This window comes from Mesotoga sp. UBA5847, assembly GCF_002432735.1.
In the GTDB taxonomy this organism is placed as follows: domain Bacteria; phylum Thermotogota; class Thermotogae; order Petrotogales; family Kosmotogaceae; genus Mesotoga.
The window spans coordinates 117,522-133,374 of the sequence record NZ_DJGL01000014.1 but is presented as its reverse complement, the minus strand read 5'-3'; the positions used below and the strand labels follow the sequence as shown (position 1 = coordinate 133,374).

Below are 15,853 nucleotides of genomic sequence, written 5' to 3'. Positions count from 1 at the left end.
GGCGATATAGTGAGGGCCGTGCTTGTGAGAACTGCTAAAGAGATTCGAAGACCTGACGGCACTTACATACGCTTCGATGATAATGCTGCGGTGATTATTGATAAGCAGAACCAGCCCAGAGGGACACGTGTCTTTGGACCTGTAGCTAGGGAGATCAGAGATAAGGGATTTTCGAAAATCGCTTCTCTAGCTCAGGAAGTCTGGTGAGGAGTGACGCAAATGAGTAGAGTGAAGAGAGAAGACATTGTAATGGTGATATCTGGTAAAGACAGGGGCAAGAAGGGCAAAGTTCTTAAGACAATTCCCTCGGAGAAGAAGATAATAGTTGAGGGTGTCAACTTCACGAAAAAGCATCAGAGACCAACCAATCAATACCGTGAAGGTGGAATAATTGAAAGGGAATCTCCAATATATGTTTCGAAAGTGATGGTTGTCTGCCCCAACTGTAATAAGCCTACGAGAGTCGCGCACAAAATCCTTGAGAATGGCGAAAAGGTTAGAGCCTGCAAGAAGTGCGGCGAGATAATCGATAAGGTCTAATGGGGAGGAATTGTTGATGGCATACGAATACGTCCCTTTGAAAGATAGATTTGAAAATGAAGTAGTCCCTACCATGACTAAGGAATTTGGTTATAAGAACAGGCTGGAAGTGCCAAGAGTCTCCAAAATAGTAGTAAACATGGGTATTGGAGAGGGATCTAGAAATGCGGATCTTCTCGATCTCCATGGTAAGGAATTGATGACGATAGCGGGACAGAAGCCAGTGGTGACGAAAGCCAAGAAGAGTATAGCCAACTTCAAACTTCGTGATGGAATGCCGGTGGGATTGAAGGTTACCCTCAGAGGTCCAAGGATGTACAACTTCCTTTACAAGCTGATAAATATTGTTCTTCCGAAGCTGAGGGACTTCAGAGGCGTTGATCCGGACTCGTTTGACGGCAGAGGCAATTATGCAATGGGACTTCCCGAACAGCTAGTCTTTCCCGAAATTGTGCCAGATCAGATAAAACGAGTTCAGGGAATGGACATAATAGTTGTTACCACGGCCAAGACTGACGAGGAGGCCAGAAGGTTGCTTGCACTTCTAGGACTTCCTTTCAAGAGAGTCATGGTCTAAGGAGGTAGGTGCATGGCGAAGAAATCATTAGTCGAAAAGTGGAAACGAGAACCCAAGTTCAAAGTAAGGAAATATAACAGATGCAATCTTTGTGGCAGACCTAGAGCAGTGTATAGAGAGTTCGGTCTTTGCAGAGTGTGCTTTAGACAGCTGGCTTCCGAGGGAAAACTCCCCGGTGTGAAGAAAGCAAGCTGGTGAGGAGGGAAATGTAATGTGGAGTGATCCCATAGCCGACATGCTCACTAGAATAAGAAATGCCAACGCTGCCTTCAAGGAGAGCGTGGATATACCGGCTTCTAACCTGAAGAAGAAGCTTCTGGATATTTTGAAGGCGGAAGGCTATATAGACGATTATAAATACATAGAGGATGGCAAACAGGGTGTCTTGAAAGTCTTCTTGAAGTACAAGGGAGACAGAAGGCATAAGATCAACGTCATCTCTGGAATCGTGAGAATTTCCAAACCTGGCAGAAGGATGTACGTGAACAAGGACAAACTTCCGAAGGTAAAGTCAGGTATGGGAATAGCAATTGTAAGTACTTCCAGCGGAGTGATGACAGACAAGCAGGCCCGTTCGCAAGGCGTCGGCGGCGAAGTCATCTGCTACGTGTGGTAGGGGGGGAGTTCTGATGTCTAGACTACTTAAGCATTCCATAAAAATCCCTGCTGGTGTATCATACAAAATCGAAGGAAACTTGATCACTGTGAAGGGACCGAAAGGCGAGCTGAAACAGGAACTCCTTCCTCTTGTGAAGATCGAAGCCGGCGAAAAAGAGCTCTGGGTGAAGTCAAATGAGGATGTTGTGATAAGAAAGAGCGATTACAAGAGATTGGCCAAGTATGCCGGGACCTTTTGGTCGCTAATAAACAACATGGTCGTGGGTGTTACACAAGGGTTTGTTAAGGAACTCGAAATCGTTGGAGTAGGTTACAGAGCTCAGCTTCAGGGAAAGAAACTTGTAATGAATCTCGGTTACGCTCATCCGGTTGAGGTCGATCCTCCTGCTGGAATAGAGTTTGAAGTGCCAGCGCCGCAGGCTATAGTTGTCAAAGGAATTGACAAGTACTTGGTTGGCCAGGTTGCTGCGAACATCAAGCGATGGAGAATACCGATCGTTTATTCCGGAAAGGGAATACGTTACAAGGGAGAAGCAATCAGAACTAAAGTCGGTAAGAAGGTCTAATCAAGGAGGCGGCTGGAGTGTTCAAACATAAAGATAAAAAGGAACAAAGGCGAAAGAGACATCTTCGCGTCAGGTCTGCAGTTTCCGGAACATCGGAAAGACCGAGACTAGCAGTCTTCAGAAGCGAGAAGCACATATATGCTCAACTAATAGACGATTCCAAGGGAGTAACCCTTGTTGCGGCCTCGACGGTAGACAAGGAAATAAGAGGTTCTGTTGAGAAGACATGGAATGTCGATGCTGCGAAAAAGGTTGGGGAGCTCCTCGCGAAGAAGGCGAAAGACAAGGGAATCACCAGCGTGGTCTTCGACCGTGGAGGATTCAAGTTCCATGGAAGAGTCAAGTCACTTGCCGAGGGCGCTCGAGCAGGTGGACTACAGTTCTGAGGAGGTGAAGAAGATGGCTGAAGAGATGAAGAATGATCGCAATTCGAAATCTTCACGCGATGGAAGAAGAAGCCCCAGAGCTTCCAGAAACGCCCCTGTGGAAAAGCAGGTTGAAGACAACGAATTTGAAGAAAGAATCATTGAAATACGTAGAGTGACGAAGGTGGTCGCCGGCGGCAAGAACTTGTCTTTTAGAGTTGTTGCAGTTGTGGGCAATCGAGATGGAAAGGTCGGTCTTGGAATTGGTAGCGCCAGGGAGGTCCCCACTGCAATCAGGAAGGCAGTGCTGGAAGCCAAGAAGAATGTTACTGAAGTTGCGGTAAGAAACGAAACCGTACCACATGAGACAATTGGAAGACAGGATTCTGCAAAGATAATGCTTAAGCCTGCCGGTCCAGGAACGGGAATTATCGCTAACTCGCCTGTTAGGGCGGTCGTTGAGCTGGCAGGGGTCAAGAATATCCTAACGAAGTCCCTTGGATCATCGAACACGCTCAATATGGCTAGAGCTGCTCTGAATGGTTTGGTTAGCCTGAGATCTCCCCAGGATTTTGCGAAGCTAAGGGACGTACCTCTGAAGGCGGTTTTCCACGGAGTCAACGAGGAGGAAGGTCAGTAATGGCAAAGAGTTTGAGAATTCGATTAATAAAGAGTCCGATTGGTTATAACAGAAGACAGCTGAAGACGGTTAAGGCACTTGGTCTTGGAAAGCTGGACAGTGAAGTGGTTCAGCCTGATTCTCCGCAGATTAGAGGCATGGTGAATGCAGTGCGACATCTTCTTGCTGTTGAAGAACTTGATGACTGAAGGGGGTAGGAAGATGGCTTTTAAAGTTGAGGATCTAAGTCCGACGCCCGGTTCGAGAACAAGAGAGAAAAGAATAGGACGCGGTACCGGTTCGGGAATGGGAAAGACCGCCACCAGAGGCCACAAAGGCCAGGGAAGAGCGACAGGCAAGGTGGCTGCACGCTTCGAGGGCGGACAGACACCCCTATTCAGAAGAACACCAAAAAAAGGGTTCAAAAACCGAGGTTCTATAGTGTATGCAACTGTAAATATCTCGACTCTCGAAGAGAGATTTGAAAGTGGCAGCGAGATTTCGCCCGAGATGCTTGTCAAGAACAAGATACTGAAAGATCTCAAAGACGGAGTGAAAATATTGGCGAGAGGTGAATTGACTAAGTCTTTCGTCGTCAAGGCAAATGCATTTAGCGCTACTGCCAAGGAGAAGATTGAAGCTGCTGGTGGAAAGGCAGAGGTGATCTGACAATGTGGAATGCCCTGAAGAACGCGTTCAAGATTCCAGAGCTCAGAGACAGAATCCTCTTCACATTCCTTGCACTGGCTGTCTTCAGACTAGGGGTTTATATACCAATCCCCGGTATTAATATCCAGGCCTGGTCAACTTACTTTGGGGCTCTATCTGAAGGCGGGGCCGGAGGATTCATAGGCTTCTTTGATGTTTTCACAGGTGGGGCAGTCGAGCAGTTTTCAATATTTCTGATGAGTGTTACTCCATACATAAACGCGCAGATTATGCTTCAACTTCTCACTGCTGTAGTTCCAAGTCTGAAGGAAATGCTCAAGGAAGGTGAAGAGGGAAAGAAGAAATACGCTCGCTACACGAGGATGTTGACGGTCGGACTTGCGAGTCTTCAAGGATTCCTTATATCATTTGGCCTCTCTTCTAACACTGCAATAATGGCAATTCCGAATAGAATTCTGTTTGTTCTTCTGTCCACCTCCACTCTTATAGGTGGTACAATGTTCCTTTTGTGGCTCGGTGAGAGAATTACCGAGAAGGGAATCGGGAACGGAATATCGGTTCTTATCTTCGGAGGAATAGTTGCCAGATACCCTGCTTCTATAATGCAGGTAGTAGTCGCGTTGTCGCCAGTTCAGTGGGCGATTTTACTAGCGATAGCTCTCTTCACAGTTGTTTCCATTATTTACGTACAGATGGGGGAGAGAAGGATTGAAGTGCAGTATGCCAGAAGAGTTACGGGCAGAAGGGTCTATGGGGGAGTTTCTACCCACATTCCCATTAAGGTTAATCAAGGTGGAGTCATTCCGATAATATTCAGTTCTGCAATAATGATGCTACCTCAGTTTATTGCTACTGCTTTTCCTGAGGGAAGTGGCGGTAGGAATGTAATTCAGACACTTTTTGCGCAGACTTCTCCCGTATACATTCTCCTATATGGTGGAATGGTTTTCTTCTTCACGTTCTTCTACAGTTCATTGGTTTTCGATGTGAGGGAGGTTTCAGATAATATACGTAACTACGGAGGATACATCCCAGGAATCAGGCCCGGATTTTCTACTCAACAATACATTCAGAGAGTTCTGAACAGAGTTGTCTTCATGGGAGCCGTCTTTTTGGTTGTAATTGCGTTGCTTCCGTTAGTTATAGGCGGGGTTTTCAGCATTGGCGGCCTCGCTATTGGAGGAACTTCAATGCTGATTGCTGTGGGTGTTGCGATTGATATCCTTCAGCAGATGGAAACGCATCTCATGGTCAGACACTATGAGGGATTTGTGAAGAAAGGCAAGTTGCGTGGAAGGAGATAAGTATGAATGTGATTCTCATGGGTCCTCCTGGCGCAGGAAAGGGGACGCAGGCAAAGAGATTAGCCCAAAAATTCGATATTCCGCACATATCCACTGGCGATATGTTGAGGGAAGCCGTGGCTGCTGGCACTGACCTTGGGCTGAAGGTCAAAGAGATAATGGACAAAGGGCTTCTCGTCCCCGATAACCTGATGATCGACCTGGTTAGGGAGAGGTTGTCAAGAGAGGACGCAAAGTACGGATTCATACTTGATGGCTTTCCAAGAACTGTCGAACAGGCAATAGCTCTTGACGAAATGCTTACGGTGCTCGAGAAGAAGATCGATGTTTCACTCTTAGTAAATGCGACTGAAGAGGAAGTTGTGAACCGGATTTCAAGCAGGAGAGTTTGTCCCGAATGTGGTAAGGTTTACAATCTCCTGACGCTGAAGCCAAGAAATGAAGGTCGATGTGACATTGACGGCAGTAACCTGGTTCAGCGTGATGACGACAAACCTGAAACTGTGCGGGCAAGGTATAGAGTTTATTTGGAAAAGACTGAGCCGGTTGTCAACTACTATTCAGAAGAAAAGGGAAACCTAATAGAGGTTGATGGTTCAGGAGAAATCAATAGTGTCACAGCCCAAATCGTTGATCATCTGGAGAAGGCAAAACATGGTTAGGTTGAAATCTCCAGAAGAAATATGTAAAATCGAATTTGCTGCGAAGATCGTTGCGGAAGTGTTGGCAGTCGTAGAAGCTTACGCAGTTGAAGGAGCTTCTGCGAACGATATGGAAAGAGCAGCAGAAGATGTGATCAATAGAAGAGGTGGCATCCCCGCATTCAAGGGCTATAATGGATACCCTTATACTCTCTGTGTATCAGTGAATGAAGAAGTTATTCACGGGTTTCCCTTGAAAGCGAAAGTCTTCTCTGAGGGCGATATCGTCTCTGTCGATTGTGGAGTAGTCAAAGATGGCTTCATCGGAGACGCTGCAAGGTCTTTTGTTGTAGGAAGTTATTTATGCGAGAAAGACAGGTTACTCATGGAGCGGACGGAAGAGGCGCTCTGCAAGGGTATTGAAGTGGCCGTTGCCGGCAATAGGCTCGGTGACATAGGCTTCGCTATTCAGAGCTGCGTGGAAAGCGCAGGTTTTTCTGTGATAAGAGACTATGTTGGCCACGGAGTGGGCGTAAATCTTCATGAGGATCCTCAGGTGCCCAATTATGGAAGACAGGGAAGCGGAATGCTATTGAGAACAGGTATGACCCTTGCGATCGAACCCATGGTTGCGAGCGGACACTACAGTTTAGAGACCCTGGAAGACGGATGGACCGTAGTTACTGAGGACAGGTCGCGTGCAGCTCATTTTGAGCATGACATAGCGATTATGAAAGACGGTCCAAAAATCCTTTCCAGACTGTGAGGAGGATCACTGGTGTCGGACAAGAGCGATATTATAAAGATGGATGGAATAGTTGTGGAATCGATGCCCAACGCGACCTTCAAGGTCGAACTGGAAAACGGCCACTCTGTTCTTGCTCACATCTCTGGGAAAATGCGCAAGAACTTCATCAGGTTGATCCCCGGCGATAAGGTCGTAGTAGAGGTTTCAATATATGACCTGACCAAAGGAAGAATTGTTTATCGAAAAAGGATAGACAAAGGAGGAGAAACGAATTGAAAGTCCGCGCTTCGGTAAAGAAGAGATGTGAACACTGCAAGGTTATTAGACGTAATGGAAGAATAAGAGTTGTATGCGAGAAAAATCCAAAGCACAACCAGCGTCAGGGTTGAGGAGGGATATAGATGGCACGTATCCTTGGTGTTGAGCTTCCAAATAATAAGAAGACGTTCGTTGCCCTGACCTATATCTATGGTATAGGGTACACAAGAGCAAACGAGATTCTTACCGGAACTGAGATCAACGGTGACAAAAGAGCAAAGGACCTGACAGACGAGGAAGTAAGTAGAATTGCAAAATTCATCAACGAGCACTACAAAGTTGAGGGTGAGCTAAGGACCGAAGTTGACAGGTCAATCAAGCGACTAATCGAGATTGGAAGTTATAGAGGTTACAGGCACAGAAACGGACTTCCTGTTCGCGGTCAAAAGACACATTCCAACGGAAGAACAAGGAAGGGTTCTAGAGCCAGTAAGATTCGGAAGAAGAGCTAAGACGGGAGGTAAAAGCGAATGGCAAAGAGACCAGCAGCCAAGAAGAGAAAAAAGCTAACTACTGATAGAGGGGTAATACATATAAAGTCCTCTTTCAACAACACAATAATCACCCTGACGGATCCCGAGGGTAATACCCTTATGTGGACTTCAGGCGGAACTGCCGGATACTCCGGTTCGAAAAAATCCACACCATATGCTGCCCAACTTGGCGCAGACAGGATAGCCAAAGAAGCTATTAAGTTGGGAATCACAAGAGTAGGAATAGAAGTTAAAGGCCCAGGTTCGGGACGAGAAGCTGCAATCAGAACTATTCAAGCGGCAGGTCTCACTGTTGAGACGCTTAAGGATATCACGCCACTGCCTCATAACGGTTGCAGACCAAGAAGAAGAAGAAGAGTCTGATTTAGGAGGGAGTTGAATGGCCAGATATACAGGACCAGTGTGTAAGCTTTGTCGTCGCGAAGGGTTCAAGCTTTATCTAAAAGGTGAAAGGTGTTTTTCACCAAGATGTGCTCAAGTCAAGAGACCTGTAGCACCTGGACAGCACGGAGCCTCGACAAGAAAGCTTACTCAATACGGAATGCAATTAAGATCGAAACAGGTAGTCAAGAGGATTTATGGAGTCCTTGAGAGACAGTTCAGAAGATATTTCGAAGCGGCTCTGAGAAAGAGTGAAGAGACAGGAAGCGCTCTGGTTAAGATCCTTGAATCAAGACTTGATAACATGGTCTTCAGGATGGGATTTGCATCCAGCAGGAGACAGGCAAGACAGCTGGTTAACCATGGACATGTCCTAGTCAATGGTAGAAGGGTCAATAAACCCTCCTTTAACCTTAGAGTCGGTGATATCGTGGAGATCAGAGAGAAGAGCAGAGCGGTCGTACCGATCAAAGAAGCGGTAGAAGCATCGAAAGAAAGAACAGCCTATCCGTGGGTTGAGGTAGATTACGAGACATTCAGAGGGACCTACCTGAGATACCCTGTAACCGAAGAAGTAGAGATTCCAGTTGATCTGCAGTCGATTATCGAGCTCTACTCCAAGTAAATCCGATTCTTACCTTCTTGGAAGGAGGTGTGTGCCCGAATTCTGGGCGAAATAATGTTGACATCAATAATGCCCAAGAACTTGCGAATTGAAGAAGAACGAGAGGATCAGAACAGCTATTTCACAAGGTTCATCCTTTCTCCAATGGAAAGAGGATACGCCACTACTATTGGGAACTCGCTAAGGAGGGTTCTACTCTCATCGATACCTAGTATGGCGATCACAAAGCTTAAGATACCTGGGAAGTATCACGAATACGATGTTATCGACGGAGTTAAAGAGGACATCCTTGAAATCATCCTCAATTTCAAGAAAGTCCAGCTGAAACCTGCTCTAGAGTTCTCTGACGCAGTGAAACTAACTCTTGAAAAGGTAGGACCTGGGGTTATCACTGCAGGGGATATAAAGACTCCCACCGGTGTTGAAGTGGTAAACCCATCGCAATATGTGGCTACTCTCAACACGGATTCGGTTGTCTATATCGAGCTTTTCGCAGAGATAGGGAGAGGATTTGTCCCTGTTTCAGAGATGGAGATCGAGCACGACGTAGAAATGATATACATTGATGGAATCTTTAGTCCGGTATTGAAAGTCAACTTCCAGACAGAGAACGTTCGTGTAGGAAAGAGGACCGACTATGATAAACTCGTTCTCGACGTCTGGACGAAGAAATCAATAACTCCTTCTGATGCTTTGATGAGAGCAACTGATATCCTTATGAGGCATTTTGAGGTTGTTTCAAGCGGACTTGGTCAACCGACCCAAGGACTAACCGGATCAACCATCGAGCCAGAGGAAGAAGAGACAATCACCGAAGAGAGTGAGATGAGTGCAGAAGTTTCTCAGGCGGATGAACAAGACTCAAACTCCGTCGCTGCGAAGAAGATCGAAGAACTTGATCTTTCAGTGAGATCTCTTAACTGCCTTAAACGAGATAAGATAAACAGAATTGGCGATCTTCTTGACAAGAGTGAGGCCGATCTTCTGAAGATCAGAAATTTCGGTGAGAAGTCAATGCTTGAAGTCGTGAAGAAACTGAGAGACAAGTTCAACATCGTGCTCAAGAAAGAATGATTGTGAGGAGGCCTATAAGAGATGCGTCATAGAGTTAGTGGAAGCAAATTGAATATGCCCCATAGCCAGAGAGTTGCTCTGATGCGAAACCTGGCTAGGGAGCTGTTTGAACACGGGACAATAGTAACGACGGTAACTAGGGCTAAAGAGGTAAGGCCGTTCGTAGAAAGCATAATTACGAAAGCAAAGAAGGCTACAATACTGTCGGCGGAAATCGCCGCTAAGGATTCCGAGAGTAGCGAATCGCAGGAGCTCAAGTCAAGAAATCTTGCTTTGCGCCGCGAAATCAACAGAAATTTCAATGACAGGAAGCTAGTTAAGAAGATATGTGATGAGATAGCTGTCAAGTATCTCGAAAGGAACGGCGGATACACAAGGATTGTGAAACTTGGCATGCGAAGAGGAGACGCTAGTGAGATGGCCGTCCTCCAACTCATTGACAACGAAGAAAGACAGGAAAAGAAGCCCGAGAAGAAGACTGAAAAGAAACAGGACAAAAAATGATGGCTACCGAAAGGTAGCCATTCTTCGGAGGTACGAAAGTGAAGATATTCCTTGATACAGCTAACATTGACGAGATTCGAGAGGGTATGAAGCTTGGACTGGTTGATGGAGTCACGACTAATCCAACGCTTGTCTCCAGAGAAAGCGTGAAGTTCGAACAACGTGTTGTGGAAATCTGCGAAACCGTTAGGGGTCCTGTGTCAGCCGAGGTTACGGCAACGGATTTTGAGAATATGGTATCACAAGCGCGAGAATTGGCTTCTCTTAGCGAGTATGTTGTTGTTAAAATCCCAATGACAAAAGATGGGATGCGGGCTGTGAAAACCCTTAGTGGTGAAGGGATAAGGACAAATGTAACACTTATATTCAATTCGCTTCAGGCTACTCTAGCTGCGAAGGCAGGTGCTACATACGTAAGCCCATTTGTTGGAAGGCTAGACGATATTGCTAGTAAAGGGATGGGAATAGTTGAGGAGATTGTTGACATTTTTGCGAACTATGGCTATTGTACTGAGATCATCGTTGCAAGCGTGAGGCATCCTATGCATGTACTAGAGGCCGCTTTGATGGGTGCGGATATTGTGACAATACCCTTTGATGTGCTTCTCAGACTATTCAATCATCCGCTTACAGATATTGGGATAGAGAGGTTCACCAAAGACTGGAAGCGCTATGAGAAACAACAAGGTCAATAAGCTTTGAATTTTGCTTCGTAAGTGGTATATTATTCCTGAAAGAATCGGTACCTCGCCGGAGACAGGTCTCCCATGCTTTCTTACAAATACGATTAGCTTCATAATCTTATTAATTTCAAGAACACGGAAGGAGGGTAGGTACATTCTTCCAGTGGTGGATAGAATGTACCGTTGAATTTGAGCCCAAGAAAAAAGAAGACAGAAGAAACTCCAAACGAACAAGTAGAAAAGGTTCTAATCGAGAAAGCCGCCAACAAGAGAACTACCAAGAGAAAGGCCGAATCAAAAAAGACCGAATCAAAAAAGACGGAATCGAAGAAGACTGAAACGAAAAGAGATGTGGAGAATCAGAAGGCAAATATAACTCCTTCTAATGAATCTGGAAAGGAAAAAGAAGAAGTTATGACCATTTCCAAGAAGAACTACGAAGAACCTAATGCAGATGGCCCGGTAGCTCAGGAAACCTTTAGAGAAGGCGTTATGGATGATGCCAAGGAGATTCCCAAGAAGGATAAGGACAAAGACAAGGACAATATCAGGGAAGTCGAAATTGACATCTCCCAGCTTCAGGCTATGCCTATCAGGGAGGTGTATAAACTTGCCAGAAAGTATGACGTACAGGGCTATACGCAGATGGCAAAGAAGGATTTGATCTTCGCTGTTCTAAAGGCTCAAACCGAATCCTACGGCTACTTCTTTGATCAAGGAGTTCTGGAGATTACAGATGGGGGATATGGTTTTCTAAGAACGCTCGATAACAATCTTCTCCCAAGCTCAAATGATATTTACGTTAGCCAGTCACAGATCAGAAGATTTAATCTCACTAGCGGCGATACAGTCGCGGGGCAGGTGAGACCACCGAAAGAAGGAGAGAAGTATTTCGCGCTCCTGAGAATTGAAGCCATTAACCACAAAGCAATCAACTTCGCTGCTGAACGAATAACCTTTCAGAATCTCACTCCTATCCATCCCGAAGACATGCTTATTACGGAAACAGAATCGCACATTATGAGTACGAGAATGGTCGACCTCTTTTCTCCGATAGGAAAGGGACAGAGAGGGCTAATTGTCTCGCCTCCTAAGGCGGGTAAGACGATACTTCTGAAGGAACTGGCAAATGGCATTGCTGAAAATCATCCCGATACGGTTAGGATTATCTTACTTATTGATGAGAGACCTGAAGAAGTCACCGATCTCAGAAGAAGCACAAATGCACACGTGATTGCGGCTCCGTTTGACATGCATCCAGAGAAGCAGATACGAGTCGCTGAGATGACAATCGAGATGGCCAAGAGATTAGTGGAATTCAATTACGACGTTGTTATCCTCCTTGACAGTATAACCAGGCTTGCAAGGGCTTACAATTTGTATGTTCCGCCTAGCGGAAAACTTCTTTCTGGTGGCGTGGATCCTTCTGCCTTGTACAAACCCAAGTACTTCTTCGGAGCAGCCCGTAACATTGAAGAGGGTGGAAGCCTTACGATAATCGCTACTGCTCTTGTCGAAACCGGGAGCAAGATGGATGAGGTCATATTTGAGGAATTCAAAGGTACTGGAAACATGGAATTGATCCTGTCGAGACAGCTTGCCAATAAGAGAATGTTTCCTTCGATCAACCTAACCCTCTCAGGAACAAGGAGAGAAGAGCTTCTTCTTCCTTCCGATATTCTTAGGAAGGTTTGGGTTCTTAGGAGAATGCTTTCATCAATGTCAGAGGAAGAGGGCCTGAGACTAATCATGGAAAAACTACGTGGAACCGCCACGAATGAGGAGTTCTTGGACTTGATAGAGATGGAGAAAAAGTCGTACTAGACTGGAGATGCAAATGGCTAAGTACGTTATAGGTATTGATCTTGGCGGTACAGAAACAAAGATTGCAATAGTTGAAGAAGACGGCCGGATTATTGAGAAAAAGATGATTCCCACTAGAGTCTTCGATGGTAGGATAACCGTTGTTACAAGAATTGGGGAAGCGATAAAGGAGCTTCTTCTCGAATCAGCTGTTAGTTCCTCCGAAATACTTGGTATTGGGGTCGGTTCGCCCGGCTCGATAGATCATGACACAGGTACTGTGCTATTCTCGCCGAATCTCCCCGATTGGTCAGGATTCGGACTTGCATCGATGCTGGAAAAGATAACCGGAGTCCAGACGTTCGTGGAGAATGATGCAAACTCATTTATTCTTGGAGAATGGGCCTTTGGGGAGTTCAAAGGAAGTCAGCACATGATAGGACTCACCCTTGGCACGGGGGTCGGAGGAGGCGTGATTACCCATGGAATACTGATGACGGGTAGCAGCGGTTATGGTGGAGAGCTCGGACATACAATTGTGGAACCCGAGGGTCCTCTATGTGGATGTGGTTCTCATGGATGTTTGGAGTCTCTTGCATCTGCCACCGCCATTGTCAAAATGGCCAGAGAGTATTCAAAGCGGTTTCCCAAATCCTCAATGTTTTCCGCACCCGAAATAACTGCCAAGGTCGTTTTCGATTCAGCGCGAGGGGGAGACCTAGCAGCCACAATGATAGTGGAGAGAGTGACAAAGGCTATGGCAATCGCAATTGGCAATTTCATCCATGTCTTCAATCCTGAGCATATCATCATCGGAGGCGGGATAAGTAAAGCGGGAGATCTGCTTATTGACGGTATTCTGAGAAAGATGCCTGCTTTTGTCATGCCTTCATTCATTGGAACTTATAGTATTACACTCAGCAGGCTGGTAGAAAACGCAGGTATAACCGGCGCGGCATCGATAGTTTTCTACAGGCTAAGTTGATCCTTAAGCTTCTGCGTCATTATGTGAGCCTGTCTGGTTGGTTCGGGAATTCTGTACTTGTCGGTAGTCTTCAAAACCATTTCAACAGAGAGTTCCGGAGTTATCCGATTGCCTGGAGAGACATATACCGGTTTCACTCCTTGTCTAGTACATAACGCGTACCCTAGCAGCCTACCATCTGGGGCGGTTATTGGGCTTTTCTTTCCCTTGTCCACAGGGGTGCTATGTAGCCGCCCGAATAGAAGTTTCTTGGCTACTCCTATGGTTGGTGTTTCTAGAAAGAGACCAATATGGGAGGCTATACCAATCCCCCTTGGGTGGGCGATTCCGTGGCCGTCGAAGAAAAGCAAATCGACTTCAGAAGATTTCGATAGAGCGTTGAGAATTGTGGGGCCTTCTCTGAAGGAAAGAAGTCCGGGAATGTAAGGTGTATCAACCTTTCCGATTGCATGGAAGCAATCGACAACTTGTAAAGTGCTGAATTCCAGTACTACTACAACTGCAAGGGCAGTAGCTCTTGATGGAAAAGAGACATCTACTCCGGCTATCAAGCGTGGGTTCGCGATACGAGTGTGCAAGACGAGCTGATTGGCGAGCTTGTTTTGCAAAGCTATCGCTTGATTTGGTTCCATGCTCCACGAATGAATATATCTTATGTTCATCGCTCTCGCTCTCCAGTGGATAACAATCTGCCATTGCTGCTTATCATAATGATTATGCCACATAGATGTTATAATCTATGAAAAGCTCATCAAGTGGAGGTGTATGATGAAATTCGTCGTAGCTCGTTCCGAAATCCTCACTAGATTGGAGTCGGTTTCCGGTGCAGTAGCGTCAAAGAGCGTAAAACCGATTCTTTCAGGCATATATTTCTCGATGAAGGATGAGTCGACCATCAAGCTTGTGGCAACTGATCTCGAGACAGCTATTACCACCGAACTGAAGCCCAAGCACATTGATGGAAGTTGTGATTTCGTTATCGATGCCCGTCTGGTTCTAGAGATAGTAAGGAATCTCCCGGAAGGAGAAGTAATATTTGAGACCGAAGAAACTAATGTGGTTATTCGTTTGGGAAGTGCCCAATTCACTCTTCCTACTATGGATCCAGGGGATTTTCCTGATATAGAGGCTGCAGCCGGGGGGCTTGACTTCACTGTATCGGTCTCATCGGTTGAGTTGATGATAGACAGGGTGATATTTTGCGCTGCCAGAGATGAGTTCATGAGAAATCTGAACAGTGTATACTGGGAATTCGACGATGGTTATGTTCGCCTAGTTGCCGCAGATGGATTCAGGATGGCCCTCTCTGAAGAGAGGATAGACCTAAGTATCGAAGACCATTTTTTGCTGACGTTGAAGAGCATGAGAGATCTTCAGAATAGTCTGAAGGCTGCGATGTCCGACGTCATGAGAGTAGTTTACGACGGTTCTCGTGTCCAGTTTTTCTTTGACGGTACCGAAATAGTAACCAAAGTCGTCGATGCGGAGTTTCCAGACTACAAGAAAGTTCTCCCAAAGTCATTTAAAGCTAGGGTTGTTCTTCCCGCAGTTACTTTTTCCGATGCGGTTAGAAGAGCTTCAATCGCTGCAAGACTGGGATCTGATTCTGTTAAGTTTGAGATAAACGATGAGGAGTTCAAGATAATTGCTCGTAGTCCAGATCACGGAGAATCGATCGAGGTTATTAAGACGAGCAAAGAGGGTGACGACATAATTATCGCTTTCAACCCTAGATTTCTGTCAGAGGCAGTGAAGAAGGTTGATTCCGAAATGGTAGAACTGAATTTCGTAGATTCGAATAGTCCCCTTCAGATGAATCCTGTGGATATTCGGGGGTATACCTATATTATTATGCCTATTAGGCTGATATGAACACAAGGGTTGGAATAGGTTATGACGTTCATCCTATTGTCGCAGGAAGCAAGGGTTTGTTTCTGGGTGGCTTGAAAGTATCTAATTCACTGTACCTTTCCGGTCACTCAGACGGTGACGTTTTGAGTCATGCGATAGTAGATGCAATTCTTGGGGCTTGCTCTCTTGGAAACATCGGCCTCAGGTATCCGGAAAACAGCTCTAACAAAGATCGCAGGAGTATTGAGTTTCTCAAGGAAACGGCAGACTTGATCAAAGGAAACTGGGAAGTGAACAACGTTGATTCTGTGGTCGTTATCGAAGAAATAAGGCTGGCTGGTTTTGTTCAGTCAATGATAGACAACGTTGCCAGTGCTCTTGGGATAGAGAGCGAGCTAGTGAACATCAAACCGAAATCGGGGAACGGCAGCAGTCCCGGTTTTGCTAAGGCCTACGCAGTCTGTCTCTTAAGGAGGGTGGAGTGAAAG

Annotated in this window: 26 protein-coding genes; 25 read left to right on the top strand and 1 reads right to left on the bottom strand. The window is 45.9% G+C overall.

The genetic code is table 11. The features are described 5' to 3' along the window. The 23 genes from B3K91_RS01965 to B3K91_RS01855 all read left to right on the top strand — a co-directional run. The coding region (locus B3K91_RS01965; protein ID WP_292593910.1) for a large ribosomal subunit protein uL14 at positions 1-207 on the top strand (207 nt) is incomplete at its 5' end. A 12-nt stretch (positions 208-219) separates the two neighbouring features. Beyond that, positions 220-540, top strand: coding sequence for a 50S ribosomal protein L24 (rplX, locus tag B3K91_RS01960; RefSeq protein ID WP_099828915.1), 321 nt, complete (start codon positions 220-222; stop codon positions 538-540). A 16-nt stretch (positions 541-556) separates the two neighbouring features. Then, a complete protein-coding gene (gene rplE, locus B3K91_RS01955; RefSeq protein WP_099828916.1) occupies positions 557-1,117 on the top strand; it encodes a 50S ribosomal protein L5 in 561 nt (186 codons plus the stop codon). Between the two features lie 12 nt (positions 1,118-1,129). Beyond that, on the top strand, positions 1,130-1,315 hold the full coding sequence (locus tag B3K91_RS01950; protein WP_214078149.1) for a type Z 30S ribosomal protein S14: 186 nt from the start codon (positions 1,130-1,132) through the stop codon (positions 1,313-1,315). A 13-nt stretch (positions 1,316-1,328) separates the two neighbouring features. After that, entirely contained in the window at positions 1,329-1,733 is a 405-nt protein-coding gene (gene rpsH, locus B3K91_RS01945; protein ID WP_214060613.1) for a 30S ribosomal protein S8, read from the top strand. 13 nt (positions 1,734-1,746) lie between these two features. Beyond that, entirely contained in the window at positions 1,747-2,301 is a 555-nt protein-coding gene (gene rplF, locus B3K91_RS01940) for a 50S ribosomal protein L6 (protein ID WP_214060612.1), read from the top strand. Between the two features lie 17 nt (positions 2,302-2,318). Continuing rightward, complete coding sequence (gene rplR / locus B3K91_RS01935) at positions 2,319-2,687, top strand: 50S ribosomal protein L18 (protein ID WP_214060611.1); 369 nt, start codon at positions 2,319-2,321, stop codon at positions 2,685-2,687. Between the two features lie 13 nt (positions 2,688-2,700). Beyond that, positions 2,701-3,306, top strand: coding sequence for a 30S ribosomal protein S5 (gene rpsE, locus B3K91_RS01930; protein ID WP_099828920.1), 606 nt, complete (start codon positions 2,701-2,703; stop codon positions 3,304-3,306). After that, the gene (rpmD, locus tag B3K91_RS01925) at positions 3,306-3,494 is read left to right on the top strand and encodes a 50S ribosomal protein L30 (RefSeq protein ID WP_099828921.1); all 189 of its coding nucleotides are present in this window, start codon (positions 3,306-3,308) and stop codon (positions 3,492-3,494) included. The genes rpsE and rpmD overlap by 1 nt, the downstream gene beginning before the upstream one ends. A gap of 13 nt (positions 3,495-3,507) precedes the next feature. Further along, positions 3,508-3,954 carry a 50S ribosomal protein L15 gene (gene rplO, locus B3K91_RS01920; RefSeq protein WP_214060610.1) on the top strand — a complete coding sequence of 149 codons (447 nt, stop codon included), beginning with the start codon at positions 3,508-3,510 and terminating at the stop codon, positions 3,952-3,954. 2 nt (positions 3,955-3,956) lie between these two features. After that, a complete protein-coding gene (secY, locus tag B3K91_RS01915) occupies positions 3,957-5,258 on the top strand; it encodes a preprotein translocase subunit SecY (protein ID WP_292592613.1) in 1,302 nt (433 codons plus the stop codon). A 2-nt stretch (positions 5,259-5,260) separates the two neighbouring features. Next, positions 5,261-5,920, top strand: coding sequence for an adenylate kinase (locus B3K91_RS01910; RefSeq protein ID WP_214060608.1), 660 nt, complete (start codon positions 5,261-5,263; stop codon positions 5,918-5,920). Further along, entirely contained in the window at positions 5,913-6,665 is a 753-nt protein-coding gene (gene map / locus B3K91_RS01905) for a type I methionyl aminopeptidase (protein ID WP_214060607.1), read from the top strand. The genes B3K91_RS01910 and map overlap by 8 nt, the downstream gene beginning before the upstream one ends. A gap of 12 nt (positions 6,666-6,677) precedes the next feature. Continuing rightward, positions 6,678-6,923 (top strand): translation initiation factor IF-1, encoded by a 246-nt coding sequence (gene infA / locus B3K91_RS01900; RefSeq protein WP_099828926.1) that lies wholly within the window; start codon positions 6,678-6,680, stop codon positions 6,921-6,923. Further along, positions 6,920-7,036 (top strand): 50S ribosomal protein L36, encoded by a 117-nt coding sequence (rpmJ, locus tag B3K91_RS01895; RefSeq protein WP_099828927.1) that lies wholly within the window; start codon positions 6,920-6,922, stop codon positions 7,034-7,036. The genes infA and rpmJ overlap by 4 nt, the downstream gene beginning before the upstream one ends. A 12-nt stretch (positions 7,037-7,048) precedes the next feature. Beyond that, positions 7,049-7,417, top strand: a complete 369-nt coding sequence (gene rpsM, locus B3K91_RS01890; RefSeq protein WP_099828928.1) for a 30S ribosomal protein S13 — start codon at positions 7,049-7,051, stop codon at positions 7,415-7,417. Between the two features lie 18 nt (positions 7,418-7,435). Continuing rightward, positions 7,436-7,822, top strand: a complete 387-nt coding sequence (rpsK, locus tag B3K91_RS01885; protein ID WP_099828929.1) for a 30S ribosomal protein S11 — start codon at positions 7,436-7,438, stop codon at positions 7,820-7,822. A 16-nt stretch (positions 7,823-7,838) separates the two neighbouring features. Further along, positions 7,839-8,465 carry a 30S ribosomal protein S4 gene (gene rpsD, locus B3K91_RS01880; RefSeq protein WP_099828930.1) on the top strand — a complete coding sequence of 209 codons (627 nt, stop codon included), beginning with the start codon at positions 7,839-7,841 and terminating at the stop codon, positions 8,463-8,465. 54 nt (positions 8,466-8,519) lie between these two features. Further along, positions 8,520-9,539, top strand: a complete 1,020-nt coding sequence (locus tag B3K91_RS01875; RefSeq protein WP_292589221.1) for a DNA-directed RNA polymerase subunit alpha — start codon at positions 8,520-8,522, stop codon at positions 9,537-9,539. Positions 9,540-9,560: 21 nt separating this feature from the next. Further along, the gene (gene rplQ / locus B3K91_RS01870) at positions 9,561-10,043 is read left to right on the top strand and encodes a 50S ribosomal protein L17 (RefSeq protein ID WP_099828932.1); all 483 of its coding nucleotides are present in this window, start codon (positions 9,561-9,563) and stop codon (positions 10,041-10,043) included. Between the two features lie 38 nt (positions 10,044-10,081). Beyond that, positions 10,082-10,738, top strand: a complete 657-nt coding sequence (gene fsa, locus B3K91_RS01865) for a fructose-6-phosphate aldolase (protein WP_214060604.1) — start codon at positions 10,082-10,084, stop codon at positions 10,736-10,738. Between the two features lie 480 nt (positions 10,739-11,218). Continuing rightward, complete coding sequence (rho, locus tag B3K91_RS01860; protein ID WP_349680368.1) at positions 11,219-12,550, top strand: transcription termination factor Rho; 1,332 nt, start codon at positions 11,219-11,221, stop codon at positions 12,548-12,550. Between the two features lie 13 nt (positions 12,551-12,563). Further along, positions 12,564-13,514, top strand: a complete 951-nt coding sequence (locus B3K91_RS01855; RefSeq protein WP_214060603.1) for an ROK family protein — start codon at positions 12,564-12,566, stop codon at positions 13,512-13,514. Here the strand turns inward: B3K91_RS01855 and B3K91_RS01850 are convergent. Then, complete coding sequence (locus B3K91_RS01850; protein ID WP_292592609.1) at positions 13,499-14,176, bottom strand: endonuclease V; 678 nt, start codon at positions 14,174-14,176, stop codon at positions 13,499-13,501. The two genes, B3K91_RS01855 and B3K91_RS01850, sit on opposite strands and share 16 nt — an antisense overlap. A gap of 106 nt (positions 14,177-14,282) precedes the next feature. Here B3K91_RS01850 and dnaN point away from each other — a divergent pair, with 106 nt between their 5' ends. Together dnaN and B3K91_RS01840 are read left to right on the top strand one after the other, a co-directional pair. Next, positions 14,283-15,386, top strand: coding sequence for a DNA polymerase III subunit beta (dnaN, locus tag B3K91_RS01845; RefSeq protein ID WP_292593908.1), 1,104 nt, complete (start codon positions 14,283-14,285; stop codon positions 15,384-15,386). Further along, positions 15,383-15,850: a 2-C-methyl-D-erythritol 2,4-cyclodiphosphate synthase gene (locus tag B3K91_RS01840; RefSeq protein WP_292593906.1), complete on the top strand. Its 468-nt coding sequence runs from the start codon at positions 15,383-15,385 to the stop codon at positions 15,848-15,850. The genes dnaN and B3K91_RS01840 overlap by 4 nt, the downstream gene beginning before the upstream one ends. Positions 15,851-15,853: the final 3 nt, after the last annotated feature.

What these genes read in the sequence shown, in the direction of transcription:
- rplX (WP_099828915.1), top strand. Translation starts at nt 220, where the DNA reads ATGAGTAGAGTGAAGAGAGAAGACATTGTAATGGTGATATCTGGTAAA.
- rplE (WP_099828916.1), top strand. Translation starts at nt 557, where the DNA reads ATGGCATACGAATACGTCCCTTTGAAAGATAGATTTGAAAATGAAGTA.
- B3K91_RS01950 (WP_214078149.1), top strand. Translation starts at nt 1,130, where the DNA reads ATGGCGAAGAAATCATTAGTCGAAAAGTGGAAACGAGAACCCAAGTTC.
- rpsH (WP_214060613.1), top strand. Translation starts at nt 1,329, where the DNA reads ATGTGGAGTGATCCCATAGCCGACATGCTCACTAGAATAAGAAATGCC.
- rplF (WP_214060612.1), top strand. Translation starts at nt 1,747, where the DNA reads ATGTCTAGACTACTTAAGCATTCCATAAAAATCCCTGCTGGTGTATCA.
- rpsE (WP_099828920.1), top strand. Translation starts at nt 2,701, where the DNA reads ATGGCTGAAGAGATGAAGAATGATCGCAATTCGAAATCTTCACGCGAT.
- rpmD (WP_099828921.1), top strand. Translation starts at nt 3,306, where the DNA reads ATGGCAAAGAGTTTGAGAATTCGATTAATAAAGAGTCCGATTGGTTAT.
- rplO (WP_214060610.1), top strand. Translation starts at nt 3,508, where the DNA reads ATGGCTTTTAAAGTTGAGGATCTAAGTCCGACGCCCGGTTCGAGAACA.
- secY (WP_292592613.1), top strand. Translation starts at nt 3,957, where the DNA reads ATGTGGAATGCCCTGAAGAACGCGTTCAAGATTCCAGAGCTCAGAGAC.
- B3K91_RS01910 (WP_214060608.1), top strand. Translation starts at nt 5,261, where the DNA reads ATGAATGTGATTCTCATGGGTCCTCCTGGCGCAGGAAAGGGGACGCAG.
- map (WP_214060607.1), top strand. Translation starts at nt 5,913, where the DNA reads ATGGTTAGGTTGAAATCTCCAGAAGAAATATGTAAAATCGAATTTGCT.
- rpsM (WP_099828928.1), top strand. Translation starts at nt 7,049, where the DNA reads ATGGCACGTATCCTTGGTGTTGAGCTTCCAAATAATAAGAAGACGTTC.
- rpsK (WP_099828929.1), top strand. Translation starts at nt 7,436, where the DNA reads ATGGCAAAGAGACCAGCAGCCAAGAAGAGAAAAAAGCTAACTACTGAT.
- rpsD (WP_099828930.1), top strand. Translation starts at nt 7,839, where the DNA reads ATGGCCAGATATACAGGACCAGTGTGTAAGCTTTGTCGTCGCGAAGGG.
- B3K91_RS01875 (WP_292589221.1), top strand. Translation starts at nt 8,520, where the DNA reads ATGTTGACATCAATAATGCCCAAGAACTTGCGAATTGAAGAAGAACGA.
- rplQ (WP_099828932.1), top strand. Translation starts at nt 9,561, where the DNA reads ATGCGTCATAGAGTTAGTGGAAGCAAATTGAATATGCCCCATAGCCAG.
- rho (WP_349680368.1), top strand. Translation starts at nt 11,219, where the DNA reads ATGGATGATGCCAAGGAGATTCCCAAGAAGGATAAGGACAAAGACAAG.
- B3K91_RS01855 (WP_214060603.1), top strand. Translation starts at nt 12,564, where the DNA reads ATGGCTAAGTACGTTATAGGTATTGATCTTGGCGGTACAGAAACAAAG.
- B3K91_RS01850 (WP_292592609.1), bottom strand. Translation starts at nt 14,176, where the DNA reads ATGAACATAAGATATATTCATTCGTGGAGCATGGAACCAAATCAAGCG.
- dnaN (WP_292593908.1), top strand. Translation starts at nt 14,283, where the DNA reads ATGAAATTCGTCGTAGCTCGTTCCGAAATCCTCACTAGATTGGAGTCG.
- B3K91_RS01840 (WP_292593906.1), top strand. Translation starts at nt 15,383, where the DNA reads ATGAACACAAGGGTTGGAATAGGTTATGACGTTCATCCTATTGTCGCA.